A 20,506-nucleotide genomic window follows, 5' to 3' on the forward strand; every position below is an offset into this window, starting at 1 on the left:
CATATGCATCAGCAGTGATGGCTAAAAGCCTTCTATAATGCGCAGCCTTTGACGCCAGTGTACTCAACAGCCCGGTATTTCCTTGAAACGCGATCTTCGACTTGCCACTTTTCTGATCTTTCTGGTGTGTGTCTCCGTGGTGCTGCTGACGGCCTGGCAGACATGGACAGCCCGACAGAACACCTTGAGCGACATCAATACCGATACATTGAACCTGACTCAGGCGCTCAACACTTACACCGAGGGCACCTTCAAGCAAAGTGAAGTGCTGTTGCTGGGCCTGACAGAAAGGATCGAGAAAGACGGCACCGGCCCGGAGCAACTCAAACGGCTGAGCAAGTTGGTTGCCCAGCAGATGGATGCGCTCCCGCAATTAAATAATGTGGTGCTATATGACGCCCAAGGGGACTGGCTATTCTCGACCAACATGCTGATCTCATCCAATAGCAACAACGCAGATCGGGCGTTCTTCAAGCATCACCGAGACGTCGCGGATCGCGGTATCTATATCGGCCCGGCGATTCTCAGCCGTGTCACTTGCGCCTGGGTGATTTCCGTCAGCCGACGCATCGATCACCCTGATGGAAGTTTTGCCGGGGTAATCGCCGCGACTATCAGCCTCGAACACTTCCTAAAACTTTATCGAAGCATCCACGTGGGGCAATTCGGCGCAATCAGCCTGACCTCATCCGAAGGGCGCCTGCTGGTGCGGTATCCCTTTCAAGTGGAAGACATCGGCCGTGACCTGTCTCACGCACCCATATTCTCCGAATACTTGCGCAACACCTCATCGGGCACCGTGGATTTTGCGTCGAAAGTAGATGGCATCCATCGCCTCTACGCATTCAAGAGAAACGATCAATATCCTGTCGTCACGACGGTTGCGGTGGGGCAGGCCGAGGCAATGCAAGCGTGGCTCAGTCAGACAAAGCAATCTGTCGCTGTGGTGCTGCTGTTGTTGGGGCTCCTGGTCGCACTGGGACGCCGGCTGATTTCCCACATCAGCCGGCGTATTCGGGCGGAGGAAAAATTGCTCGCCACCCAAACCGCACTGATCGAGCTTAACCAGACGCTGGAAGTTCTCGCCAGCGAGGACAAACTCACCGGCCTCGCCAACCGTCGGCATTTCGATCAGTTCCTGGATGTCGAACTCAAACGCGCCAAGCGACTCGCAAGTCCGTTGTCACTGATTCTGATCGATGTGGACTTTTTCAAACGCTACAACGATCACTACGGCCATCTCGCTGGAGACGAATGTCTGCGGATCATTGGTCAGGCGATCAAGCACTGTGTACGTCGCCCGGGTGACATGGCGGCTCGCTATGGCGGGGAAGAAATCGCCGTGGTGATGCCCAATACGGACGAAGCAGGAGCGCGCAAGGTGGCCGAGGCGATCCTGTCGGGTATTGCGGCCGAACAACTTGCGCATTTGTCGAGCCCGCTAGGTATCGTGACCGTCAGCCTTGGGGTGGCGACTTATGTCGCCGACGGCAGCGACCCTGATGAAAAGGCACTGATCGGTCGTGCAGACCGCGCACTTTATGCGGCAAAGTCGCAGGGGAGAAATCAGCTGAGCGTCGCGTGAACGAGCAGGCACTTGGAGGAAAGAGCGAACTATCGGCACGCGGCGCAACTATCGGTTCAAGTGATAGTGACAATCAAGAAACGCAAGTTCTGCTGGATCGGGTAAAGGCGGAAAATCGCCTCCATCGAAGACGCAGCTCAAGGAATTTGCGCGATGAAGACATTGATCCGACTGGCAATTGTCGCCCTGTTGATGGGCGGGGTTGTTACTGCTGCAACCGCCTACGCAGACGACGCCCAGTCGTGCCATTTTCTGCCCATCGCCGGCGCCAGTACCGGGTTGCAGCATTCGCAAACTGTCGGTGTGCTGTACAGCGAAAACACCCTGGACAACCTGCAATACCTCGAGCGTTATCACGATGTGGCGGTGAACGGCGCGCGCGATGCGCTGGATGCGCGGATTCGCGACGCCTTCGTCAACAGCTCCGACCCAGAGTTGGCAATCGACTGGCTGATGAGTTCGTTACAGCAGCAGTTCCTGTCGGCGACCGTCTACGACAACCTCGATGCGTTGTTGCAGGCCCATCCGGATGTGGTGGTGATGCTCGATACGCATAACCGTCTGCTGACCCAGCGCAACAGTCAGGTCGAAGCGCGTTTCGCCGCACGGTTCTACGACGCCAACCTGCAATACATCGGCAAGGCCGAAGGCGCCGTCGAGAAACAAATGCCTTCGGTCTGGGTACACCGTAAAGCTGCTGCCGAGATTGCCGCCCAGATTGATCAACAACGCGACCTGCAACTCAGCGCCTTGAAGCAGTTCGATGATTCGCTCAAAACCCTGGTGACTGCTGGCTGAACACCCGGACCATAACCGCAACGACAGCGATCCGTTGCGCAACGAAACAGATTTTTTACTTCAGGACTGCACCGATGCGCCCTTTATTTGTTCCTGTCATGGCTTTCGCCACCTTGCTGCTGGCCGGTTGTGCCTCTGCGCCGAACGACCCGACGCAGATCCTGCAGACGAAAAAAACGCCTGCCGAGTACGCCGATTGCGTGGTGCCGAAGTTGCAGGGCAGCGCACTGAACCCGACGGTCTCGCAAACCCAGCGCAGCTACCGGATCGTGGTGCCGAGCAAAGTCGCCGCGGACAACGTTCTGGAAGCCTACAAAGCGCCGAACGGCGGCAAGGTGTTTTTGTATGAGCGCCACTTGCTGGCGTCGAACTTCATGCCTTCGAGTTTCGAACGTGCCGCGCAGGATTGCCTGTAACCCGAAACCGCTTTGAAAAATGCTCCTTTGGTTGGCCGCAACCAACCAATTTTTTGCCCCGTACCTTATGTGGTTTCGGGGCTTTTTTTTGCCTGCAGGTTTTGGGGCTGGGAGCAGGGAGCCGGTACTTGCGCCAGAGACATCAACCGACCGGCTCGGCCTTGCAACTCATTGGCCCTGAGCCTGGCTTCTGGAAAAGCACCACGTCGCCGTCTTGCCAGAAACTGTAGTTCCCCTGGCTATCCTTGCCTGTGTATCGGGTTCCCGAATCACTCGGTTCCTGGTTCAGGACGATCGAGGTGTTCGCCCATTTCAGGTACACGACACCAGGCTGCGTGGTAAAGAAGGTGGCGGCAACCAGCGGGTCAAGCCCTGTACAACGAAAAGCCAGGGGGCCCTCGGTGAGCCTGTATGGGTCCTTGGTTCTCACGATGGCCGAGCCTTGGCGCAACTGGTGCGCGCGCTCGGCATAACTGCGGACTGTGCACGCCTTGGGTACAGGCGTGGAGGCACACTGATTGCGGGCATCGATCCAGAACTGCTGGTCAATCATGATTTTATCTGGACGCGGCACTGAATGTTCATCCGTGAGCGCCAGGCGATAAAGACGTGTCAGTTCGATATCCATCTGCGCCAGCTGCGGATCGCGACAGATCAGCTTTTCGACGGACGCCTTTGCCTCGGCACAGTCGAAGCTGGTCTTGAAGGTTGGTGCAGCATTGACACAAGTGCTCGCCGCCGCGCATACGCTGGCAGCGAGTAGACAGGTGAAAAGGGTCGTGACCGTTTTCATGTTGGCTTCACCCAGATCATTACGTGATGCCCGGATTGCCGTGGGATTGATCAATGCGTTGAATAGTTATTCGTTCGCATTGGTGTATCGCAGTGTAAGTCAGTGCTCAGAACTTGCCATACCGCTCGGCGGCGGTGGGGTTGCAGGAGCGAGTTAGCCGCCACTGAAATTTGACGGCCTTCGCCTGCAGCTATTCGACCCGCAGGTGACCCACAAATGCCACGTCACTCTAGGGGGGCGCCCCCAAAGGCTCCAGGTAAAATCAGTTGTACTGACTTATCGATCCAGCTGCGGGTTTGGGCCTCCAGGTGTGGGTCAGCTGATAGGCAATTGCCAACCATATAAACCACCCCGGCATGACCATTAAAGCAATCCGGGTGTCAGGTCTTAATCCCAGCAAACAGAGTACAAAGCCCAGGAACGCCAAGGAGAACCAGGCCATCGGCACGCCGCCAGGCATCTTGTAGGCCGATTGCGCATGCAGATCGGGCCGGCTTCTGCGATAGGCAATGTACGACGCGAGGATGGTCGACCAAGTGAAAATCACCAGGATCGCCGACACGGTCGAGACGATGGTGAACGCTGTCATGACTTCCGGAACGATGAACAGCAACAGCACTCCCACCAGCATCAACAGTGTGGTGAACGCCAGGCTCAGCAGAGGCACGCTATTGCCCGACAAACGCCGAAAAATCCCTGGTGCATTGTCGTGACTGGCCAGCCCAAACAGCATGCGGCTGGATGAAAATACGCCACTGTTGGCCGATGAGGCGGCAGATGTCAGCACGACAAAGTTGACGATACCTGCTGCTGCGGGAAATCCCGCAACCAGAAACAGTTCGACGAAAGGACTCTTGTTGGGCGAAACCTGTTGCCAGGAGGTCACCGCAATAATGCAGGCCAGTGCCAGCACATAAAACAGGATGATTCTCAGCGGAATCGAGTTGATGGCTTTAGGCAGGGTCTTCTCGGGGGAGCGGGTTTCGGCTGCTGCTGTGCCGATCAGCTCGGTGCCGGCAAAGGAGAAGATGGCCATCTGGAAACCGGCAAAGAAACCGAACAGGCCGTTGGGGAAGGCTGCCTGTTTATCCAGCAGGTGGTTCAGGGAGGCAGTGACGCCATTGGGTGAGACGAAGGAGCTGGCAATCAGCACCATGCTGACGCCAATCAAGGTGACGACGGCTATGATCTTGATGATCGCGAACCAGAACTCCACTTCACCGAAAAGCCTGACGGTCAGCACATTCAAGGCAAACAGCGTCATTAGCACACCGATGGCCGGTATCCAGGCGGGTACATCAGGGAACCAGTATTGAAAGAAGCCGCCGACCACCACGGCATCACCCACTACCGCGACGCTCCAACTCAGCCAGTACGACCAACCGAGAAAAAATGCCGCTCGCGGGCCAAGGTAGGCACCGGCAAAATCCGCGAAGCTTTTGAAGTTCAAGTTGGAGAGCAACAGTTCGCCCATGGCGCGCATGACGAAGTAGACGAACAAGCCGATGATCATATAGATGAGGATGATCGACGTGCCGGAAAGGGCGATGATCTTCCCGGAGCCCATGAACAGCCCTGTACCAATGGCGCCTCCCATGGCCATTAACTGAATGTGACGATTGCTGAGGGTACGCTGCAGCGCGGGCTGTTCAGGCAGCCCGGACGGAGTCGTTTTCATTACAAAACCTCTTGATTTTATGTTTTTGAGTTTTGGCAGAAAGTGGGTGTCTAGCGTTCTTGTTAGAGATGCAACGGCTACTGACGGTGGTGGTTTGCGTGTGGCAGGGTTTCTCGTCCGGTCACACGGTGAGTAGCCCCTTGGCACTTTGCTCAGGAGGCCTCACCTATGGCGATCAGCTGACTGTGCGCAGGCGCGAGGGAACTGCTGGCTGCTGATCAAGCAGTTGATAGAGGTTTTTTATGTTGGCAGGCGTCGGCACCAGATGGATGCGCTCACCGATGGCATGCTCCCGCGCAAGGTCGTGCACGTAGCGCAGTGACGAAAAGTCTTCGAGTGCAAAACCCACGGAATCGAAAACCGTGACCTGGGCGTCGTTCTCACGGCCCGCGACTTCACCTTGAACAATCCGGAAGAATTCGACGACGGGAAAGTCGGCCTCCAGTTGTTGAATATCGCCTTCAATCCGGGTTTGAGGTTCAAACTCAACGATGACCCGGGCATTGCGCAGGATGTCGGCGTGCAGTTCGGTTTTCCCAGGGCAATCACCGCCGACGGCATTGATATGCATGCCGGGCTCGATCATCTCGGGCGTCAGAATCGTTGCATAGGCCTTGTCTGCAGTGACCGTGGTGACGATGTGCGCACCCTTGACCGCGTCCTGTACCGAGTTGGCCAGAATCACCTCGATATCCGGGAATGCGGCTAGGTTGTGCTTCAACTTAAGTGAAGCGTCGCGATCGATATCGAAAATGCGGATTTCCTTGATGGACAGCATTTCGTAGAAGGCGATGGCTTGAAATTCGCTCTGGGCGCCATTGCCGATGATTGCCATGATGTTTGCATCAGGGCGCGCCAGGGACTTCGCGACCAGGGCGGAGGTCGCGGCTGTGCGCACGGCGGTGGTCAATGTCAGTTCGCTGAGCAAGGTTGGATAGCCACTGTGGACATCGGCCAGGACACCGAAGGCCATGACCGTCAGCAAATTGCTTTGACCGTTGTCCGGGTGACCATTCACGTATTTGAACGAGTACTGTTGACCATCGTCCGTCGGCATCAACTCGATCACACCATCGGCCGAATGATTGGCGGTGCGCGGCGACTTATCAAACTGCGCCCAGCGTGAGTAGTCAGCTTCGATGTAAGCCGCCATTTCGCGTGTTGCCCGACGGATTCCCACCTTGGCGAACAGGCGTGCGGCATGATCGACGTCTATAAAAAGAGTCATGTTTTTATTCTCCGATTCAATAGTTGAAACGCTGCGATTCAGGGGATGACTCAGGTGCGTTTGCTCTCGTAACCGTGCAGCACGTTGACCGCATTGATCCCGATTTCATCGACCATGTAGCCGCCCTCCATCACGAACAGGGCGGGGCAGCCCACGCCCGCTATCAGCTCGCCGATGCCGATGAAATCGTCGCTTTCCAGCAGAAAGTGGCTGATGGGGTCGTCCTTGAATGTGTCGACGCCGAGTGAAATAACCAGCACTTCAGGGGCGAATTGCTGAAGTTTCTTGCAGGCGTGGAGCAGGGCGTTGCGATAGCTTTCCCAGGTGGTGTTCTTCGGCAACGGGTAGTTGAGGTTGTAACCTTCGCCGTGGCCGGCGCCGACTTCGTGGCTGTAGCCTGAGTAATACGGATAGGACACCGTCGGTTCGCCGTGCAGCGAGACAAACATGACGTCACTGCGCCCGTAGAAGATGTTCTGGGTGCCGTTGCCATGATGAAAGTCGACGTCCAGTACCGCGACACGTTTGGCGCCTTGAGTAATGGCGTGCTGTGCGGCAATGGCGGCGTTGTTGAGATAGCAATAGCCGCCCATGTATTCACGTGCTGCGTGATGGCCGGGCGGACGGCACAGGGCAAAAGCACTGTCGTGTCCTTCATCGATCAGCGCCAGCCCGGTCAGCGCGATATCGGCGCTGGTTTTTACCGCTTGCCATGTGGTGGCGGTAATCGGGGAGCCGGCGTCCATGGCGTAGAAACCCAACTTGCCGTCGATGTAAGCCGGCACATGCTCGTTAGCCAGATCGCGCACTGGCCATACCAGCGGCAAGGCATCGTGGGTGCGTCCGGTTGCGCTCCATTCAGACCAGGCCGATTCAAGAAAGGTTACGTAGCGCTCGCTGTGCGCGTTGACATAGCACGACCGGTCAAAGGCTTGCGGCTCGATGACCTGACCAAGCCCGACCTGCTTGACCCGATGATGGACGGTATCGGCCCGACTGGGCTGTTCGAAGGACGGCTTGAGCACGCCGTCTTTCAATTCGGTGCCGTGGTGCAAACGGTGGGAATCACTGAAAACTGTAAACATTGTGCGCATCCGTTGATGTGAGCCAGTACAAATATTTTGTTCTGGTACAGATGCGATTTCTTTGCTTTGTTTTCGGTGTTTGGTAGATATTACGGGAGGTTTTACTCAGGAATGGCGCAATGCAGAAAAAAACATCCAAGCGCATCAGTCTCGACGACACCGACCTGGCGATTCTCGCATTGCTGCAGGAGGATGCGAGTATCTCCAACGCCGAGCTCAGTGAGCGCCTGTCGTTAAGCCTTACGCCTTGCTGGCGGCGGCGTAAGAGAATGGAGGAGGCGGGAGTGATTAAGGGCTATCAGGCTAACCTTGATCGACGAATGCTGGGGCTGGACATCATGGCGTTCGTGCACATCCGTTTTTCCACCCACGCCGATCACGCTCCCGACGACTTCGAGGCGGTGATTGCGCAGTTGCCCGAAGTGTTGTCCTGCCACAAGATCACCGGGGATGCCGACTACGTGCTGCAAGTGTTGGCAGAGGATCTTGATAGCTACAGTGACTTTATCGAGCAGGTGCTCAGGCGCCAGGTGGGTATTGCCTCCATCCAGTCCAGCCTGGCATTACGCGAGGTCAAGACCAGTAGCCGTATTGCGATACCCAAATCGAGCAAGGACTGAAGGGCAGGTGTTGGATCACCTTTCTAAAAACTACCTTGACCGAGTTTTTTTCTCGCTGGCGAAATTGACGCCTGCCCCCGTACCAGAATGCAAAATGCAGGAGCGGGCAAGCCCGCTCCTGCATTTTGACCTGTGGCTGTCCTCGATTTTTCGAGCACTGCAAATCCCTTTTGGGCGTAACTCAGGCTGTGAAATCGCTGGCGTGCAGCTCCGTGACGCCCATCAGTGCGATTTCGAACTCGGGGGCGGCGTCGGCATCGACACTGCCGTAGAGAATGCCATCGGCAAAGCGTAGTTGGCCGGTGGCGTCGGCAGGGTCGAAGGCGTTGGCGCCGATGAAGGTGAAGGCGTCGATAGCAGTGGTCAGCGGGTTGGCGTCCAGGCCGGAGAAGTCCAGATGATCACCCTCGGTGCTCTTGAAACCGTTGATCACATCGCGTAAAGCGCCGGCGCCCATGTCTGACAGCGCATCAAACACGTAGGTATCCGCGCCAGTACCTCCGGTGAGGTTGTCGGTGCCGGCACCGCCGATCAGCCGGTCATTGCCCGAACCGCCCACCAACGTATCGTTGCCCGCACCACCGTTCAGAACGTTCGCGCCGCTGTTACCCGACAGAGTGTCGGCGTAGGCGCTTCCCGTGAGGTTTTCGAAGAGCTTCACGGTGTCGAGCCCGGAACCCACGGTGTTTTGCTGCGCTGACGTCGAGAGGTTGACGGTAACGCCAGACGCGGCGCGTTCAAAAGACACCGTGTCATTGCCCTCGCGTCCGTCCAGCACGTTGTTGCCGGCTCCGGCGAACAGCGTGTTGTCCAACGCGTTGCCCGTGCCATTGGCGGCGCCAGTGCTATCGATATACAGATGCTCGACGTTGTTGCCGAGGGTATAGGCCGCCAGGCTGCTGTGCACGCTGTCGATCCCTCCGGACGCCGCACTGCTGTTGGTCTCGATCACGGCGTCGTCAGCGTTGTCGACATAGTAGGTGTCGTTGCCATCGCCGCCGCTCATGCTGTCGCCGCCTGCGGCACCATCGAGCACATTATTGCCGGCATTGCCGGTGATGAAGTTGTGCTGCTCATTGCCGGTGCCGTTGACGCCCGACACGCCGGTGAGCACCAGGTTCTCGAGATTGGCGCCCAGGGTCCAGCTGACCGAGGCCTGTACCGTATCGATCTGCGAGGTCGAGGTGTTGCTTTCCACCACGCGGTCGAGCACGTTGTTGACCACATAAATGTCGTTGCCGTCACCACCGGTCATGGTGTCGGCGCCCAGGCCGCCATCCAGCGTGTCGTTACCCGAGCTGCCCACCAGGGTATCTGCCTGGTCGGTACCGGAAATCATCTTTCGGTTGTTGTCGAAAATGTCCTGCACGCTGTTGTTGTCGTTGGGGTTGCCCTGGAAGCCAAGGTCATTGGCGATGTAGTCGGCCAGGCGCTGGCCGACGATTTCCGCCGATTCCTCGTGCAGGTGCCAGACGTCGTCGGGATACGTCAGCGCATCGACTTCGTGGCGCAAGGGGAGATCGGTGTAGTCCACCGCCAGCTTGACGTCGGCGCGCTCGGTGGCGATGGCTTCCTGGGCGGCGCGGACATAGCCAACCCCTTCGACGACGGCGGCAATCTTGTCTTCCGAATAACCACGGGCACGCGCCGCGTCCTGCTCGTAGTGACCGGTTTCCATCATGTACACGTCGAAGTTGCCGAGCTGGGCATGCAGGTAATCAAACACCTTAAGGGTCGCTGCCTTGTAGGCCGCCGCTGCCGCTGCCTTGTCCGTAGCGCGGGCGATCTCCTGGGCGGCTTCCTCACCCTGGCCCCAAATGATGCCCATGGTGACGTTATTGATCGATTGCAGTTCGGAGCGCTGTTCGCTCAGCAGCGTCACGGCGCGCAACAGCGCAGCCCCGGGTTGGTTGGTGTCGGTCAGCCACCAGCACAACTTGAGTTCCTCGGCGCTGAGCGTCGACAGGCCGGTGACCGTGCTGCCGCCCACCGCGATGTCGATGCCGTTGCCATCGGCATCGGTGAACTGGCTGCGCACGTCATAGGGGGTGTAGCGATCCAGGTCGTTGACCAGCATCGAGGTGCCGGACTGATTGTCGTCCTCTGTCATGCGCAGCAGGCGCGCATTGGATTGGCCGAGGGTGGGCAGGTAGAGGATGTCCTGCTGGGCGTGCTGGCCAAACACGAAGTCACTGGCGGTCAGGGTGTTGAGGTAGTTGCCGCTGAGGGCGATTTCAAAGCGATTGCCATTGGCATCCGCTTCGGCGGACTTGATGTAGGTCTTGTCGCCCGCCGCGTTGAGGGTGATGTACAACGTGCCATTGTGGCCATCGCCAAGGCCGACAAAGCCCAGGCCTGACACATCGATTTTGTCGACGCCCGCAGTGAAGTCATAAATCGTGTCGGTGGCCGTGATACCACCCGTGTCGTAGTCGCGGTAACTGTCGAGCAGGTTGGTATAGCGGAAGGTGTCGGCGCCGTCGCCGCCATACAGCGAGTCGCGTCCGGCACCGCCGTCGACGGTGTCGGCGCCAGCGCCGGCCTTGATCGTGTCGTTGCCACCGAGGCCGAGGATCAGGTCCGCACCCGCCGTGCCGTTGAGGGTTTCGGCATTGTTGGTGCCGGTGACAGTGTTGGCCACTCCCAGGGCGAAGCTATCGCTGGCCGATGCACCGGCCGGGTCTGTGGCCTTGACCAGCACGTCGTAATTGCCGGACGCGGTGCTGGTCGGCGTGCCGGTGAAGGTCAGGTTGGTGGCATTGAAGCTCAGCCACGCGGGCAGGGCGCTGCCATCGGCCAGGGTGGCGGTGTAGCTGAGGTTGTCATTGTCCGCATCGGTGAAGCTGGTGGCTGGCACCACATAGCTGAACGGGGCGTTTTCGGTTGCGTTCTGATCCAGCAGCGGCGTGGCCAGAACCGGTGCGTGGTTGGTCGGTGACGACGTGGCGAAGACGAAGTTGGCGCTGGTCAGCTTGTCGAGGTAGTTACCGTTCAGTGCCACTTCGAAGCGGTTGCCATCGGCGTCGGCAGTCAGGGACTTGATGTAAGTCTTGGTGCCGGCACTGTTGAGCACCACGTACACGGTGTTGTTCTTGCCATCCCCCAGGCTGGTGAAACCCATGGCCGAGAGGTCGATCTTGTCGGCGGTGATATCAAAATCGGTGATCAGGTCGGCAAGGTTGGCACCACCGGTGTTGTAATTGCGATAACTGTCCAGGCGATTGGAAAACACAAAGGTGTCCGCTCCGGCGCCACCGGTGAGGGTGTCCATACCGGCACCGCCATCGAGTTTGTCGTCACCCGCACCGCCACTGAGGCTGTCGTTACCCGCCAGGCCGAGCAGGGTGTCGGCCGAATCACTGCCCAGCAGCGAGTCGTTGCCGCTGGTGCCGGTGAGCACACGATTGAAGATGAAATTGCTGGCGGTCAGAGTGCTGGCGAGGTTGCCCGAGAGTATCAATTCGAAGCGATTGCCACTGGCGTCGGCATCGTAGTCCTTGATGTAGGTGCGGTTAGTGCTGGCGCTATAGCTGACTTGCAGGGTACTGCCATGGCCATTGCCCAGGCCGGTGAAACCGAGGCCGGCGAGGTCGATCTTGTCCTGGGTGACATCGAAGTCGGTGATGGTGTCATCGAAGCTTGCGGTTGCGTTGCGGTAGCTGTCGGACTGAGTGGTGAAACGGAACGTATCGGCGCCGGTACCTCCGGTGAGTTTGTCGATGCCTGCACCGCCTACCAGAATGTCGTCACCGGCCCCGCCATTGATGGTGTCGTTGCCGGCATCGCCATAGAAAATCTCGCTGCCGGCGCTGCCCAGCAGGGTGTCATTGCCAGCCGTGCCTTGCACGGTGATCATCGGCACCGTGTCGCTGACGTAGCTGCCGTCACCATAGACCAGCGTCGCACCGTTGCTGGTGTGGCTGATGGTGTTGCCGATGATGGCGTTGCGATCAGTGCCGTCTTCATTGCGTTCCGCAACGCCGTAGGTCGACAGGTTGCTGCCGGTGATGATATTGCTCTGGATGATGTTATCGCTGCCGTTGTAGTACTTGCCGGACACCCCCAGGGTGTCGTTGTAGGACTGGATGATGATCTCCGGTACGGGGTTGCCCAGGGAATTGCTGTGGAGCGTGTTGTCGATAAGCTCGACGTGGTTGCTGCCGTAGATACGGACCCCGGCGCTGGTGTTGTCGTGAATGTCGACGCCGCTGACCGTCACCTCGCTGGACATTTTGATCAGCACCCCTTCGGCGCCGTTGCCATACACCTCGCCACCGGTGATGGTGATGTTGCTGGGGGAGGGGATGTTCTCGCTGCCGCGCTGCACCACGATGCCATTGCCGCCGTTGTTGTAGGCAACGTTATTGGTGAGTGTGAAGTCGTGGGTGCTGGTCACGACGTTGAAACCGTGCCGGTCGTTGTCGTAGGCGACGTTGTTTTCGAAGGTGCTGTTGCTCAGGAAGTCAGCTACGAAACCGTCCAGGCCGTTGCCGTGGGACACGCTGTTCTTGATGACCATGTTGACGGTCTGCTCGTGGGGGTCGAAACCGTACCCGGAGCAGTCCTTGATCTCGACGCTGTCGAGGGTGACGTTGGAGTCGTAGCCTGCTTGCCCGGGAATGTAGCCGTTGAACCAACCGTCGATCTTGCCCGTAGTGTTGTCACGGTTGCCGTCAATGGTGAGCTTGCTGACGCCGAAGTCGTGGGTTTCCTCGCCATAGGCGGAGCGGATGACGCCGGTGATCTTGGTGTCGGAGCCGTCAGCCACCTTGACGGTGGTAGCGCCCATGCCGTCGCCGTACAGGTAGACGTTGCTCTTGAGCATCAGGCAACCGTCGGAAGGTTCCACTCCTCCCGAAACGATATAGGTTCCGGTCGGCACGTAAACCTGCCCCCCGCCTGCGGCGGCCGCCGCATCAATTGCACGTTGTATCGCCGCTGTGTCGTCAGTGATGCCATCTCCTTTGGCGCCAAAATTTTGTACATTGAAAATCATGAGCTTATCTCCGTATCAGGCAAGAACCTCGGAAGATGCCAATATTCCATCGACAGCCACCGTGGTTTGACCCAGCGGAGTGCAAAAGTTATGACCACATATCGGGGATGTGTCAAAAAACCGGACTAACTGATCGGCGGTTCGAGGGGTGTATCAAAAAAGTAACAGTTTGTTGACGCTCACTCCGGTAGCGAGCGATGCCCGTGTGGGAGCGGTGGACTGGCAGTAAATGCGCATGGGCTGATAGAGGCCTGTTGAGGGGCCACCGACTCCGGTGGCCTGATGTCGAAATCAGACTCGTACATGGCGTGCTCAGGCGATGGTGACGCCGGAACACCGCCTGGAGGTTTCTTCGACCATGGTCGTGGTGCTGGTGATTTCCTTCATCGGCCTTGTGACAGCGCATCAGAATGGTCAGCCAGAGCGTGCGGCGAGCAATGCCCAGGCACCTTCGAAACCCTGAGATCAGGACGATGAAGGCTACCGAAAGCGTTTGAACAGCAAGGCCGGCCCCCGATACGAAATGGTGGGTAAGTTGCAGAACCCTGGGTTTGGTGCTTTCGTCAAGTGATCCATCGGGCTCCGGTGTTCCTGGCGACCCGCCAGGCGCGATCGTCGGCAGGCCCGCCCCCCCCTGCGCACGGCAGTGGGTATTTGCCACGAGATCCACTCCATGGACGCACAAGCAGCCGTCGACGGTATCCGCTCCCTGGGCAGGGGGCGTGTGGTGACCTTCCTGGGCTTTTCCGACGCGGGTTATGAGGATGAGGCACACGCCCGAGGGGTGCTCCTCACCGAGCTCGAGACTCTCGACCCGAGGGATACCATCGTGTGCTCCGGTGCCACCGCCGAAGGCATCGGCATGGTCTATCCGCTGGCACTACGCATGGGGTTCCGCACCGCAGGCATCGTGTCGTCGCGGGCGCGCGCCGAGGGAGTGCAGTTTTCCAAGGACTGCGAGTGCGTGTTCGTGGTGGACGATGATACCTGGGGCGGAAAGCAGGCCAATGATCATCTATCCTCCACCTCTCAGGCGATGGTCAACGCCAGCGACGTGATGATCGCCATCGGCGGCGGTGCGATCACCCGTGACGAACTTGAGGAAGGGCGCAGCAAAGGCAAGCTTATCCGCTTCCACAAGGCGGACATGATTCACGCTCGCGCCACGGCGAATGCCATCAAAGAAGGCAGGCCGGTCCCTCGGGCGTTCTGCGGCGATGCCCAGACGCTTTTCCAGGACACAGGCGGGGAGGATGGAGCATGAGGAAGTATGCGGTCGTCTTTGTACACGGACTGGCAAAGAAACCTTCGCCAGCAAAGCTCGAGGAAATCTGGCGTTGGGGGCTGGAGCGAGCGGATACGCCTCCGCCTTTCGATGGCGACAACCCAGGGATCGACCTCGACACCCAGGGCGTGCGGGGCCTGTTCAACTACTACGCGGACGTTTTCTACGGCACCGACTACGAAACGGATCTTGACGCCTTCTACGAGTCGGAGAATGGTGCCGTCGTCCACCAGGAGAACTTCGACCAGGTGGCCGGCGAGCTCACCCTTCCGACACCTGCCAATGAAAAAGAGGCGAGGTTCCTTGTAGAGGTGGAGCGCAAGATGCGCGAGGTGCCTTCCCCCGCCGAGCCGCCAGGCCTCATGGCTCTGCCCGCCACACAGCAAGCCGCGCAACTAGAGATCGCTTCGTGGCTTCCGGGCCCCGTGAAGGAGGCCGTAATCAAGAAAGCGGCGATGGAGGCCTATTACTTCCTGTTCGACAAGGACTATGTCCGGCCCGCCGACGGCGTGACCTTCAAGGTCCGCGCGGAGCTGCGCAAGCGCCTGATCGAGGATCTGGAACAAGCGGCGAAGCAGGCACAAAAGCTGGTTCTGGTGACTCACAGCATGGGCACGATGATCGCCTACGACGTGCTGCGCAACTGCAAGGACTGCCCACCGGTGGAGGTGCTGTTCACCCTGGGCTCGCCGCTAGGCATCACCGAGGTACAGGAACAACTGCGAGCTGAGGGCCAGCAGAACGTCGACTTCCCGCCAGCACTCGGGCGGTGGATCAACGTTTATGACCCGCTCGACCCTATCTGTGGCGCGGACCCGAAAATGGACGATTACCGCCCCACGGCGGGGCGCAAAGTGGAAGACGTGCGTGAGAGCAATTGGGGCAGTTGGCGTCACACCATCACCCACTACTTCGCCGGCAGGCAGTTCCGCACACTGCTGGCGCAAGCCCTCGGGATGCAGCGCTGATGACGCCCCTTTCAGTGAGCGAGCTCGCGAAGGCACTGAAACGTGGCGAGTATCCGAACCCGCCGTTGCAGTTGCTGACGCAAGCCGTGCATTTTCTCGCGGACGAGGTGCTCGACAGCACGCCGGCCTCCCCGAAGAGCATCCGCGACGCCATGGACCTGCTGCGCAGGCACCGCCATTTCGAGCACGTGCACGAAATCGGCGTCGCCTGGCACGACACCCATGGTTGCGATGCCGTCATCCAGCGCTTGCTCGCCCAAGCCGAGGTGGAACTCGGCGCCCTGGAGGGGGCCGACGAGTTGCTCGACGAAGCCGACCAAATGGCGAGCAAGCACCCGGAAGACCTGGAATATAAGGCTCAGGATAAGGACTACAACGCCTTGCGCGGGCGCATCCGCAAGCAACGGTTCGTGCTAACGGACAACGTGAACGTGCTCGACGAGTCAATCGCCTACTACCAGAAGAAGCAGCGTGCGGAGCCGAGCTTTTTCCTCGACGTCAACGTGCTGGCGCTGCGCGTGTGCCTGCACGACCGGATAGCGCAACCGGTCCAAGCGCTGATCGAACTGGCCCACGATGTCCTGAAACAGGCAACCGTGGCGATCCGAACCAAGCCTGCTGACCCTTGGGCACTGGCGACCGCCTCCGAGGCGTGCCTTGCGTTGAACCGCTTCCTACCGGACGAGAACTGGTGCGACTGGGCCGAGCTGTGGCTGTACCGATTCCTGGCGCACCCAAAGTGTGGGCCGTTCGAGATGGAAAGCTATTTCCGCCAGTTGCGCGAAATCTGGAATGGAACGCCGCTGGACGAATCGACGTGTGCTGGGCGCCTGGCCAGGATCTTCGAACGTCATGTGTTGCGCACCCAACGGCGCTGGTCCGTGGATGCCCGTCAATTACAGTGGTTTCAACAAAACCCCGAAGAGCTGGAAAAGAACTTCTGCGGTGAGAAGTCGTTCACTGTAGACGACATCCGCAGAATGCTCGCTCTTGCGCCGAACATCGGCTGCGTCACGAACGACAAAGGTGTGCGCATGGGCACCGGTTTCCTGGTCCAGGGTTCGGCCTTCGGCGACGAAGGCCTGCTGTTCGTCACCAATGCGCATGTGATTAGCGATACCTTGGCTAAAGCGATCCGGAGCGCCGACGCTCGTGTCACCTTCGAGACCGAGGCGGACAGCGGCATGCAGCCTTGCCTGGTGCAAGAGATCCTGTTCAATTCGGAGCCGGGGCAACTCGGCAACGTGACCGAGGCGCCGGGCAAGCTGGACGTGACCATCTGCCGCTTGAGCCGCACGCCGAGCGGCGCGGACGGCCTTCTCGTGGCAGCGAGCATCCCCTGGCCCTCACCGCGGACCAAGGCATTCGTGGTCGGTCATCCACGCGCCGGCGAATTGCAGTTCTCGCTCCAGGACAGCGTCCTCCTCGACGTCTGCCACAATGAGCGACTGATGCACTACCGAACGCCCACCGACCCCGGCAGCTCCGGCAGCCCGGTGTTCAACCGAGAGTGGGAGGTCGTCGCTCTGCACCACGCTGGCTCGCAGACGTGCCCGCGTTTGTCGGGCGTTGGCTTCTATGAAGCGAATGAAGGCATCACGCTGCATTCAATCCGCCAGCACTGGAAGGGGGCAGCACCCGCGATTTGAACGGGGTGAGCGGGGAGAGGTCAGTCTTCGACCCTGGGAGGGTAGGGCCGGAACTTGCCCAATCTTTCGGCCCACTCTTTCTCGAGTTTCGAATACGACCCCGCCATGGCGTAACGCTCGGAATGCACACCCCAAACGATTCGAGCGTGCTCGATCGCCGTCGCGATATGTGCGTCGAGCGCCACGGCCGCAACGTGCTCGTCGCGCTCGGCGAGCCGACGCGGTAATGACCAGCGATCCCAGAAAACGGCGCGCTGGTTACCCAAGAGCCATGCAGCAAGTTCAAATGCCATCCGTGTTCCATCGACCATCCTGTAACTGATGAAATCGGGCGCCATTTCTTCCACGCGCGCGGCATGTTTCAACAACGGTGCGGGGTCGGCGATTTCGCGAAGAAACTGCAACGCCTGGCCAATCGTGGTACGGGGTGTGTTCAGCAAATCGCGTACTTCGCCCTGGGCATCAATGGCATTCAGTTCGCCCGCCAGCTTGATTGCGCTGAACAACGGGTACCACTTCGAATTGCCACCTGCACCGAATCGATACCGACCGGCCGCCCCCTGGCTCTTGGCTATTTTCCCCACCTCGATCTTGCCGTCCAGCGAAGGAGGCAAGGAACCCCAAGGGCTATTGAGCTGGGAAAATAACCAGATCGTATCGCCAACCCCTACCCGTAAAGCGACACCGGAGTTCAAGGGTACGGAATGATAGGTCGGCAAACTGAAGCCTTGGTCTTCAGGTTGAGGCTCTGCATAGGGGAGGTCATGGGCTGGGCTGCTTACGCCCGCAGTTACTACCGTACGCTTAATGTAATGCGCAAAGTGCTTCACTCGCAGAACCTCATGACTTGGCAGGTGGGCAAAGTCTAGTTCGAAGCTATGCGGCTTGCTCGCATCTGGACCGTTAATACCTTGCCATTTCCTTGTCTTTCTGGGCTAGAGTAAACGTTGAGCGACCACCACCCGGGAGAAATGAACATGGTGGACCCCACTCAACCTGCGCTAAACGAGCAACTGCCAGCACACTTCGCCTTTGACGTTTTCATCTCCTATCGCCGCTCCGATGGCACCCAGGCTGCACAACGCCTGCGACAAAAGCTCCAGCGCTATGACATTCACAGCCGGCTCAAGCATCTACGGCGGGAAAAACTCAAAGTATTCCTCGATACGGTATACGAGCGCGGCGCTGACGACTTCTACGAGCGCAACATCCGGCCAGCGCTCCTGTCCTCACGGCGCTTGATCGTGCTGGCCAGCCCTGACGCCATTTCCCGACGGGGCGGTGATGACTGGATCCAGCGTGAAATCCAGGACTTTCGAGCCCATCGTGGTGCCGAGAACATCCTGGTCGTGCGCGCCGCGGGCGAGCTTTTCGAGAAGCTGCCAGGTGATCTTGACGTTACCGCGCCCAATATCCAGATCATCGACCTCAGGCGCTCCGGTTTGTTTTCGATGATGTCGCCTCTGCATGCCTCGCGCCTGGCGGATGAATGGATAAAATTGGTCGCGCCCCTGTTCGATGTGCCAACCGCCGACATGCCTAGGCTCAGGCGCGAGCAGGAGTTGGCTCAACAGCGTGTACTGGCGATTGTGCTGGGAGGAAGCGCCGGTGCGATCGCGTTCGCCGTGGCGCTGTCCTGGTATGCCTTGAGCCAGCAACGGGCCTCGCAGCAGACCCTCGACAACAGCCTGTTCGCCGCCAGCCAGATCATCAAAGAGGCAAGCGCGCTGAGCGTTGGCCCGGAGCATGAGGAGCAGAGGCGGTCCATGCTGATGAAGGCCTGTGACCTTTTCGACAACATGGCGGATGAGGCCGCACGGGAGAAGTTTGAACTCGAAAGCCTCAACTGCAATATCGACCGCATCATCTCCCTGATAGAACTGCCTGACCTCGAGCGTGCACAGACGTACCTGAAGGCAACGCGGGCCCGGGTGCGAGCACGGTACGCCGAGAAAAACAGCGCCGAATGGGCCGAAGCTGTCTCATCGCTGCTCGACCTGCAACTCAGGACCAACCTACTGTCCGCAAAAGACGATGCGGCGCAACTGCGCGTTGTACGCGACAACGCGCGCGAGCAAGGTCAGCTTTTCAAGGCGCACCTCACGCTAGCGCTGGCCGATGATTATTCCAGGCGTGTCAATTGGCTGATTGACGCGCAGGAGAAAGCAGGCAACTTCAGGGATTCGGCGCTGGTGACCGAGGTGGCTGCCGGATTATTCGAAGCGATGGCAAAAAAACAACAGGACATAAAAAGCGAAACCGATGAGGGGGCCCAACGCCGGCAGCACTTCGGTTTTGAGCGGTCGGTGGCGTTTCAACGCCGGCTGGGCTGGCTGCTCACCGAGAAGCTCGGGGACAACCCCGGTTCGCTTGCCGCGACGACGTCAGCTCTGGCACTGGTGAACGAGGGGCTTGGCCTGACGACGAAGGGCGACGAGCACTATATCGCCTTGCGCATGGAGGAAATACTGGCCCATGAAGTACGCGCAACCGCGCTGTTCGCGGCTAGTCGCCAGCCGGAAGGCATAGAGGTAGACAGGCGTGGATTGGCCGTTACCGACGAACTGCTTGCCCTCGATATCAGCGAGGCGCAGCGGGGGGAGTTGAAGCGGGAAAAAGGCTTCCTGGCTCAGCGCATCGCAAACGCCGAATCGGCGATTGCGCTGAAGGCCAACTAGATGCGCAACCTGTTGACAGCGATAGCCACCGCAGCGCTGGTCTTCGCCGCACTGACCGCCGCTGGCCTCGCGGTTGCGAACTTCCTGATGCCCGCACCAGCGAATATATACCGCATGTCGGTGTACGACATTACGCTGCCTAGAGGGTGGGTGTGTGGGATGGAAAGCTCCGAATTGGTCTGCACACCACCTGGGCCAAAGCCGTATCACGCCATATTGATTGCGACGATGAAGTACCGAAACCCGCAGATGGACACGTTCGCCGCCTATGAAGCCCATTTGAAAACGCCTGCTTCGCTCACCAACGAAGCCACTTCGATCGTCGAGCAGGTCAAGCGCTCGGTGATCGATGGCCGCACCTGGATTGAGGGGACTCACCTCAACAGCGAGGTGATCGGCTATCGCACGCACTACCTGGCTACGTTCACTGCACAAGTGGCTATCCTGATCACCTTTTCGTCCTACGCGAAGGAACTGGAAGCCTACCAGCCAATGCTGGAAGGGGTGGTACGGAGCATCAACATCTACCAGAGCAGCAACGAGGCTGACGTGTCGCCGAATTGACCGCGTTAGCTGAGTAGGGGCAGTTGAGCACCCAAGTCAGTTTTCGGTTAGCAGAAACGGGTCACGGTCAGAATTCTTGTAGGGTAGGGCGCAGTGTTCACCTTCTCATGGATACCGGAGAAGTGCAGGCCGACAACCTGTCCTGCAACACGCGCCCATTCAG

16 protein-coding genes are annotated in these 20,506 nt (G+C 58.9%); 10 read left to right on the forward strand and 6 right to left on the reverse strand.

Features of this window, described 5'->3' with window-relative positions; genetic code table 11:
* Positions 1-82 precede the first annotated feature (82 nt).
* The 3 genes from AC1DQM_RS02460 (at position 83) to AC1DQM_RS02470 (ending at position 2,799) form a co-directional block, all read left to right on the forward strand.
* Complete coding sequence (locus AC1DQM_RS02460) at positions 83-1,585, forward strand: sensor domain-containing diguanylate cyclase (protein WP_477745813.1); 1,503 nt, start codon at positions 83-85, stop codon at positions 1,583-1,585.
* A 153-nt stretch (positions 1,586-1,738) separates the two neighbouring features.
* Positions 1,739-2,383, forward strand: a complete 645-nt coding sequence (locus AC1DQM_RS02465; protein WP_477745814.1) for an ATPase — start codon at positions 1,739-1,741, stop codon at positions 2,381-2,383.
* A 74-nt stretch (positions 2,384-2,457) separates the two neighbouring features.
* Entirely contained in the window at positions 2,458-2,799 is a 342-nt protein-coding gene (locus AC1DQM_RS02470; RefSeq protein ID WP_477745815.1) for a hypothetical protein, read from the forward strand.
* A gap of 142 nt (positions 2,800-2,941) precedes the next feature.
* Here AC1DQM_RS02470 and AC1DQM_RS02475 read toward each other — a convergent pair whose 3' ends face one another.
* From AC1DQM_RS02475 to AC1DQM_RS02490, 4 genes are all read right to left on the reverse strand, one after another.
* Positions 2,942-3,592 (reverse strand): MliC family protein, encoded by a 651-nt coding sequence (locus AC1DQM_RS02475; protein ID WP_477745816.1) that lies wholly within the window; start codon positions 3,590-3,592, stop codon positions 2,942-2,944.
* Positions 3,593-3,854: 262 nt separating this feature from the next.
* Positions 3,855-5,270 (reverse strand): amino acid permease, encoded by a 1,416-nt coding sequence (locus AC1DQM_RS02480; protein ID WP_477745817.1) that lies wholly within the window; start codon positions 5,268-5,270, stop codon positions 3,855-3,857.
* A gap of 175 nt (positions 5,271-5,445) precedes the next feature.
* Entirely contained in the window at positions 5,446-6,498 is a 1,053-nt protein-coding gene (locus AC1DQM_RS02485) for an ornithine cyclodeaminase (protein ID WP_477745818.1), read from the reverse strand.
* A 50-nt stretch (positions 6,499-6,548) separates the two neighbouring features.
* Positions 6,549-7,583: a histone deacetylase family protein gene (locus AC1DQM_RS02490; RefSeq protein WP_018925947.1), complete on the reverse strand. Its 1,035-nt coding sequence runs from the start codon at positions 7,581-7,583 to the stop codon at positions 6,549-6,551.
* Between the two features lie 119 nt (positions 7,584-7,702).
* Between AC1DQM_RS02490 and AC1DQM_RS02495 the strand changes: the two genes are divergently transcribed.
* Positions 7,703-8,203, forward strand: coding sequence for an Lrp/AsnC family transcriptional regulator (locus AC1DQM_RS02495; protein ID WP_018925946.1), 501 nt, complete (start codon positions 7,703-7,705; stop codon positions 8,201-8,203).
* 181 nt (positions 8,204-8,384) lie between these two features.
* Here AC1DQM_RS02495 and AC1DQM_RS02500 read toward each other — a convergent pair whose 3' ends face one another.
* Positions 8,385-13,199 (reverse strand): M10 family metallopeptidase C-terminal domain-containing protein, encoded by a 4,815-nt coding sequence (locus AC1DQM_RS02500; protein WP_477745819.1) that lies wholly within the window; start codon positions 13,197-13,199, stop codon positions 8,385-8,387.
* Positions 13,200-13,518: 319 nt separating this feature from the next.
* Here AC1DQM_RS02500 and AC1DQM_RS02505 point away from each other — a divergent pair, with 319 nt between their 5' ends.
* The 4 genes from AC1DQM_RS02505 to AC1DQM_RS02520 all read left to right on the forward strand — a co-directional run bounded on the left by AC1DQM_RS02505 (position 13,519) and on the right by AC1DQM_RS02520 (position 17,101).
* Entirely contained in the window at positions 13,519-13,662 is a 144-nt protein-coding gene (locus AC1DQM_RS02505; protein WP_477745820.1) for a hypothetical protein, read from the forward strand.
* A gap of 210 nt (positions 13,663-13,872) precedes the next feature.
* Complete coding sequence (locus AC1DQM_RS02510) at positions 13,873-14,463, forward strand: hypothetical protein (protein WP_477745821.1); 591 nt, start codon at positions 13,873-13,875, stop codon at positions 14,461-14,463.
* Positions 14,460-15,452, forward strand: a complete 993-nt coding sequence (locus AC1DQM_RS02515) for a lipase family protein (protein WP_477745822.1) — start codon at positions 14,460-14,462, stop codon at positions 15,450-15,452. The genes AC1DQM_RS02510 and AC1DQM_RS02515 overlap by 4 nt, the downstream gene beginning before the upstream one ends.
* Complete coding sequence (locus AC1DQM_RS02520) at positions 15,452-17,101, forward strand: trypsin-like peptidase domain-containing protein (RefSeq protein WP_477745823.1); 1,650 nt, start codon at positions 15,452-15,454, stop codon at positions 17,099-17,101. The genes AC1DQM_RS02515 and AC1DQM_RS02520 overlap by 1 nt, the downstream gene beginning before the upstream one ends.
* A gap of 20 nt (positions 17,102-17,121) precedes the next feature.
* Here the strand turns inward: AC1DQM_RS02520 and AC1DQM_RS02525 are convergent, their stop codons facing one another.
* The gene (locus AC1DQM_RS02525) at positions 17,122-17,820 is read right to left on the reverse strand and encodes a hypothetical protein (RefSeq protein ID WP_477745824.1); all 699 of its coding nucleotides are present in this window, start codon (positions 17,818-17,820) and stop codon (positions 17,122-17,124) included.
* A gap of 258 nt (positions 17,821-18,078) precedes the next feature.
* Between AC1DQM_RS02525 and AC1DQM_RS02530 the strand changes: the two genes are divergently transcribed.
* On the forward strand, positions 18,079-19,779 hold the full coding sequence (locus AC1DQM_RS02530) for a toll/interleukin-1 receptor domain-containing protein (protein ID WP_477745825.1): 1,701 nt from the start codon (positions 18,079-18,081) through the stop codon (positions 19,777-19,779).
* Positions 19,780-20,343: a hypothetical protein gene (locus AC1DQM_RS02535; RefSeq protein WP_477745826.1), complete on the forward strand. Its 564-nt coding sequence runs from the start codon at positions 19,780-19,782 to the stop codon at positions 20,341-20,343. It begins immediately after the preceding gene.
* Positions 20,344-20,506 lie beyond the last annotated feature (163 nt).

Source organism: Pseudomonas sp. 01L34 (assembly GCF_056400265.1).

Coding starts and splice junctions, on each gene's coding strand:
- AC1DQM_RS02465 (WP_477745814.1), top strand. CDS start 1,739: ATGAAGACATTGATCCGACTGGCAATTGTCGCCCTGTTGATGGGCGGG.
- AC1DQM_RS02470 (WP_477745815.1), top strand. CDS start 2,458: ATGCGCCCTTTATTTGTTCCTGTCATGGCTTTCGCCACCTTGCTGCTG.
- AC1DQM_RS02475 (WP_477745816.1), bottom strand. CDS start 3,592: ATGAAAACGGTCACGACCCTTTTCACCTGTCTACTCGCTGCCAGCGTA.
- AC1DQM_RS02480 (WP_477745817.1), bottom strand. CDS start 5,270: ATGAAAACGACTCCGTCCGGGCTGCCTGAACAGCCCGCGCTGCAGCGT.
- AC1DQM_RS02485 (WP_477745818.1), bottom strand. CDS start 6,498: ATGACTCTTTTTATAGACGTCGATCATGCCGCACGCCTGTTCGCCAAG.
- AC1DQM_RS02490 (WP_018925947.1), bottom strand. CDS start 7,583: ATGTTTACAGTTTTCAGTGATTCCCACCGTTTGCACCACGGCACCGAA.
- AC1DQM_RS02495 (WP_018925946.1), top strand. CDS start 7,703: ATGCAGAAAAAAACATCCAAGCGCATCAGTCTCGACGACACCGACCTG.
- AC1DQM_RS02500 (WP_477745819.1), bottom strand. CDS start 13,199: ATGATTTTCAATGTACAAAATTTTGGCGCCAAAGGAGATGGCATCACT.
- AC1DQM_RS02505 (WP_477745820.1), top strand. CDS start 13,519: ATGGTGACGCCGGAACACCGCCTGGAGGTTTCTTCGACCATGGTCGTG.
- AC1DQM_RS02510 (WP_477745821.1), top strand. CDS start 13,873: ATGGACGCACAAGCAGCCGTCGACGGTATCCGCTCCCTGGGCAGGGGG.
- AC1DQM_RS02515 (WP_477745822.1), top strand. CDS start 14,460: ATGAGGAAGTATGCGGTCGTCTTTGTACACGGACTGGCAAAGAAACCT.
- AC1DQM_RS02520 (WP_477745823.1), top strand. CDS start 15,452: ATGACGCCCCTTTCAGTGAGCGAGCTCGCGAAGGCACTGAAACGTGGC.
- AC1DQM_RS02530 (WP_477745825.1), top strand. CDS start 18,079: ATGGTGGACCCCACTCAACCTGCGCTAAACGAGCAACTGCCAGCACAC.
- AC1DQM_RS02535 (WP_477745826.1), top strand. CDS start 19,780: ATGCGCAACCTGTTGACAGCGATAGCCACCGCAGCGCTGGTCTTCGCC.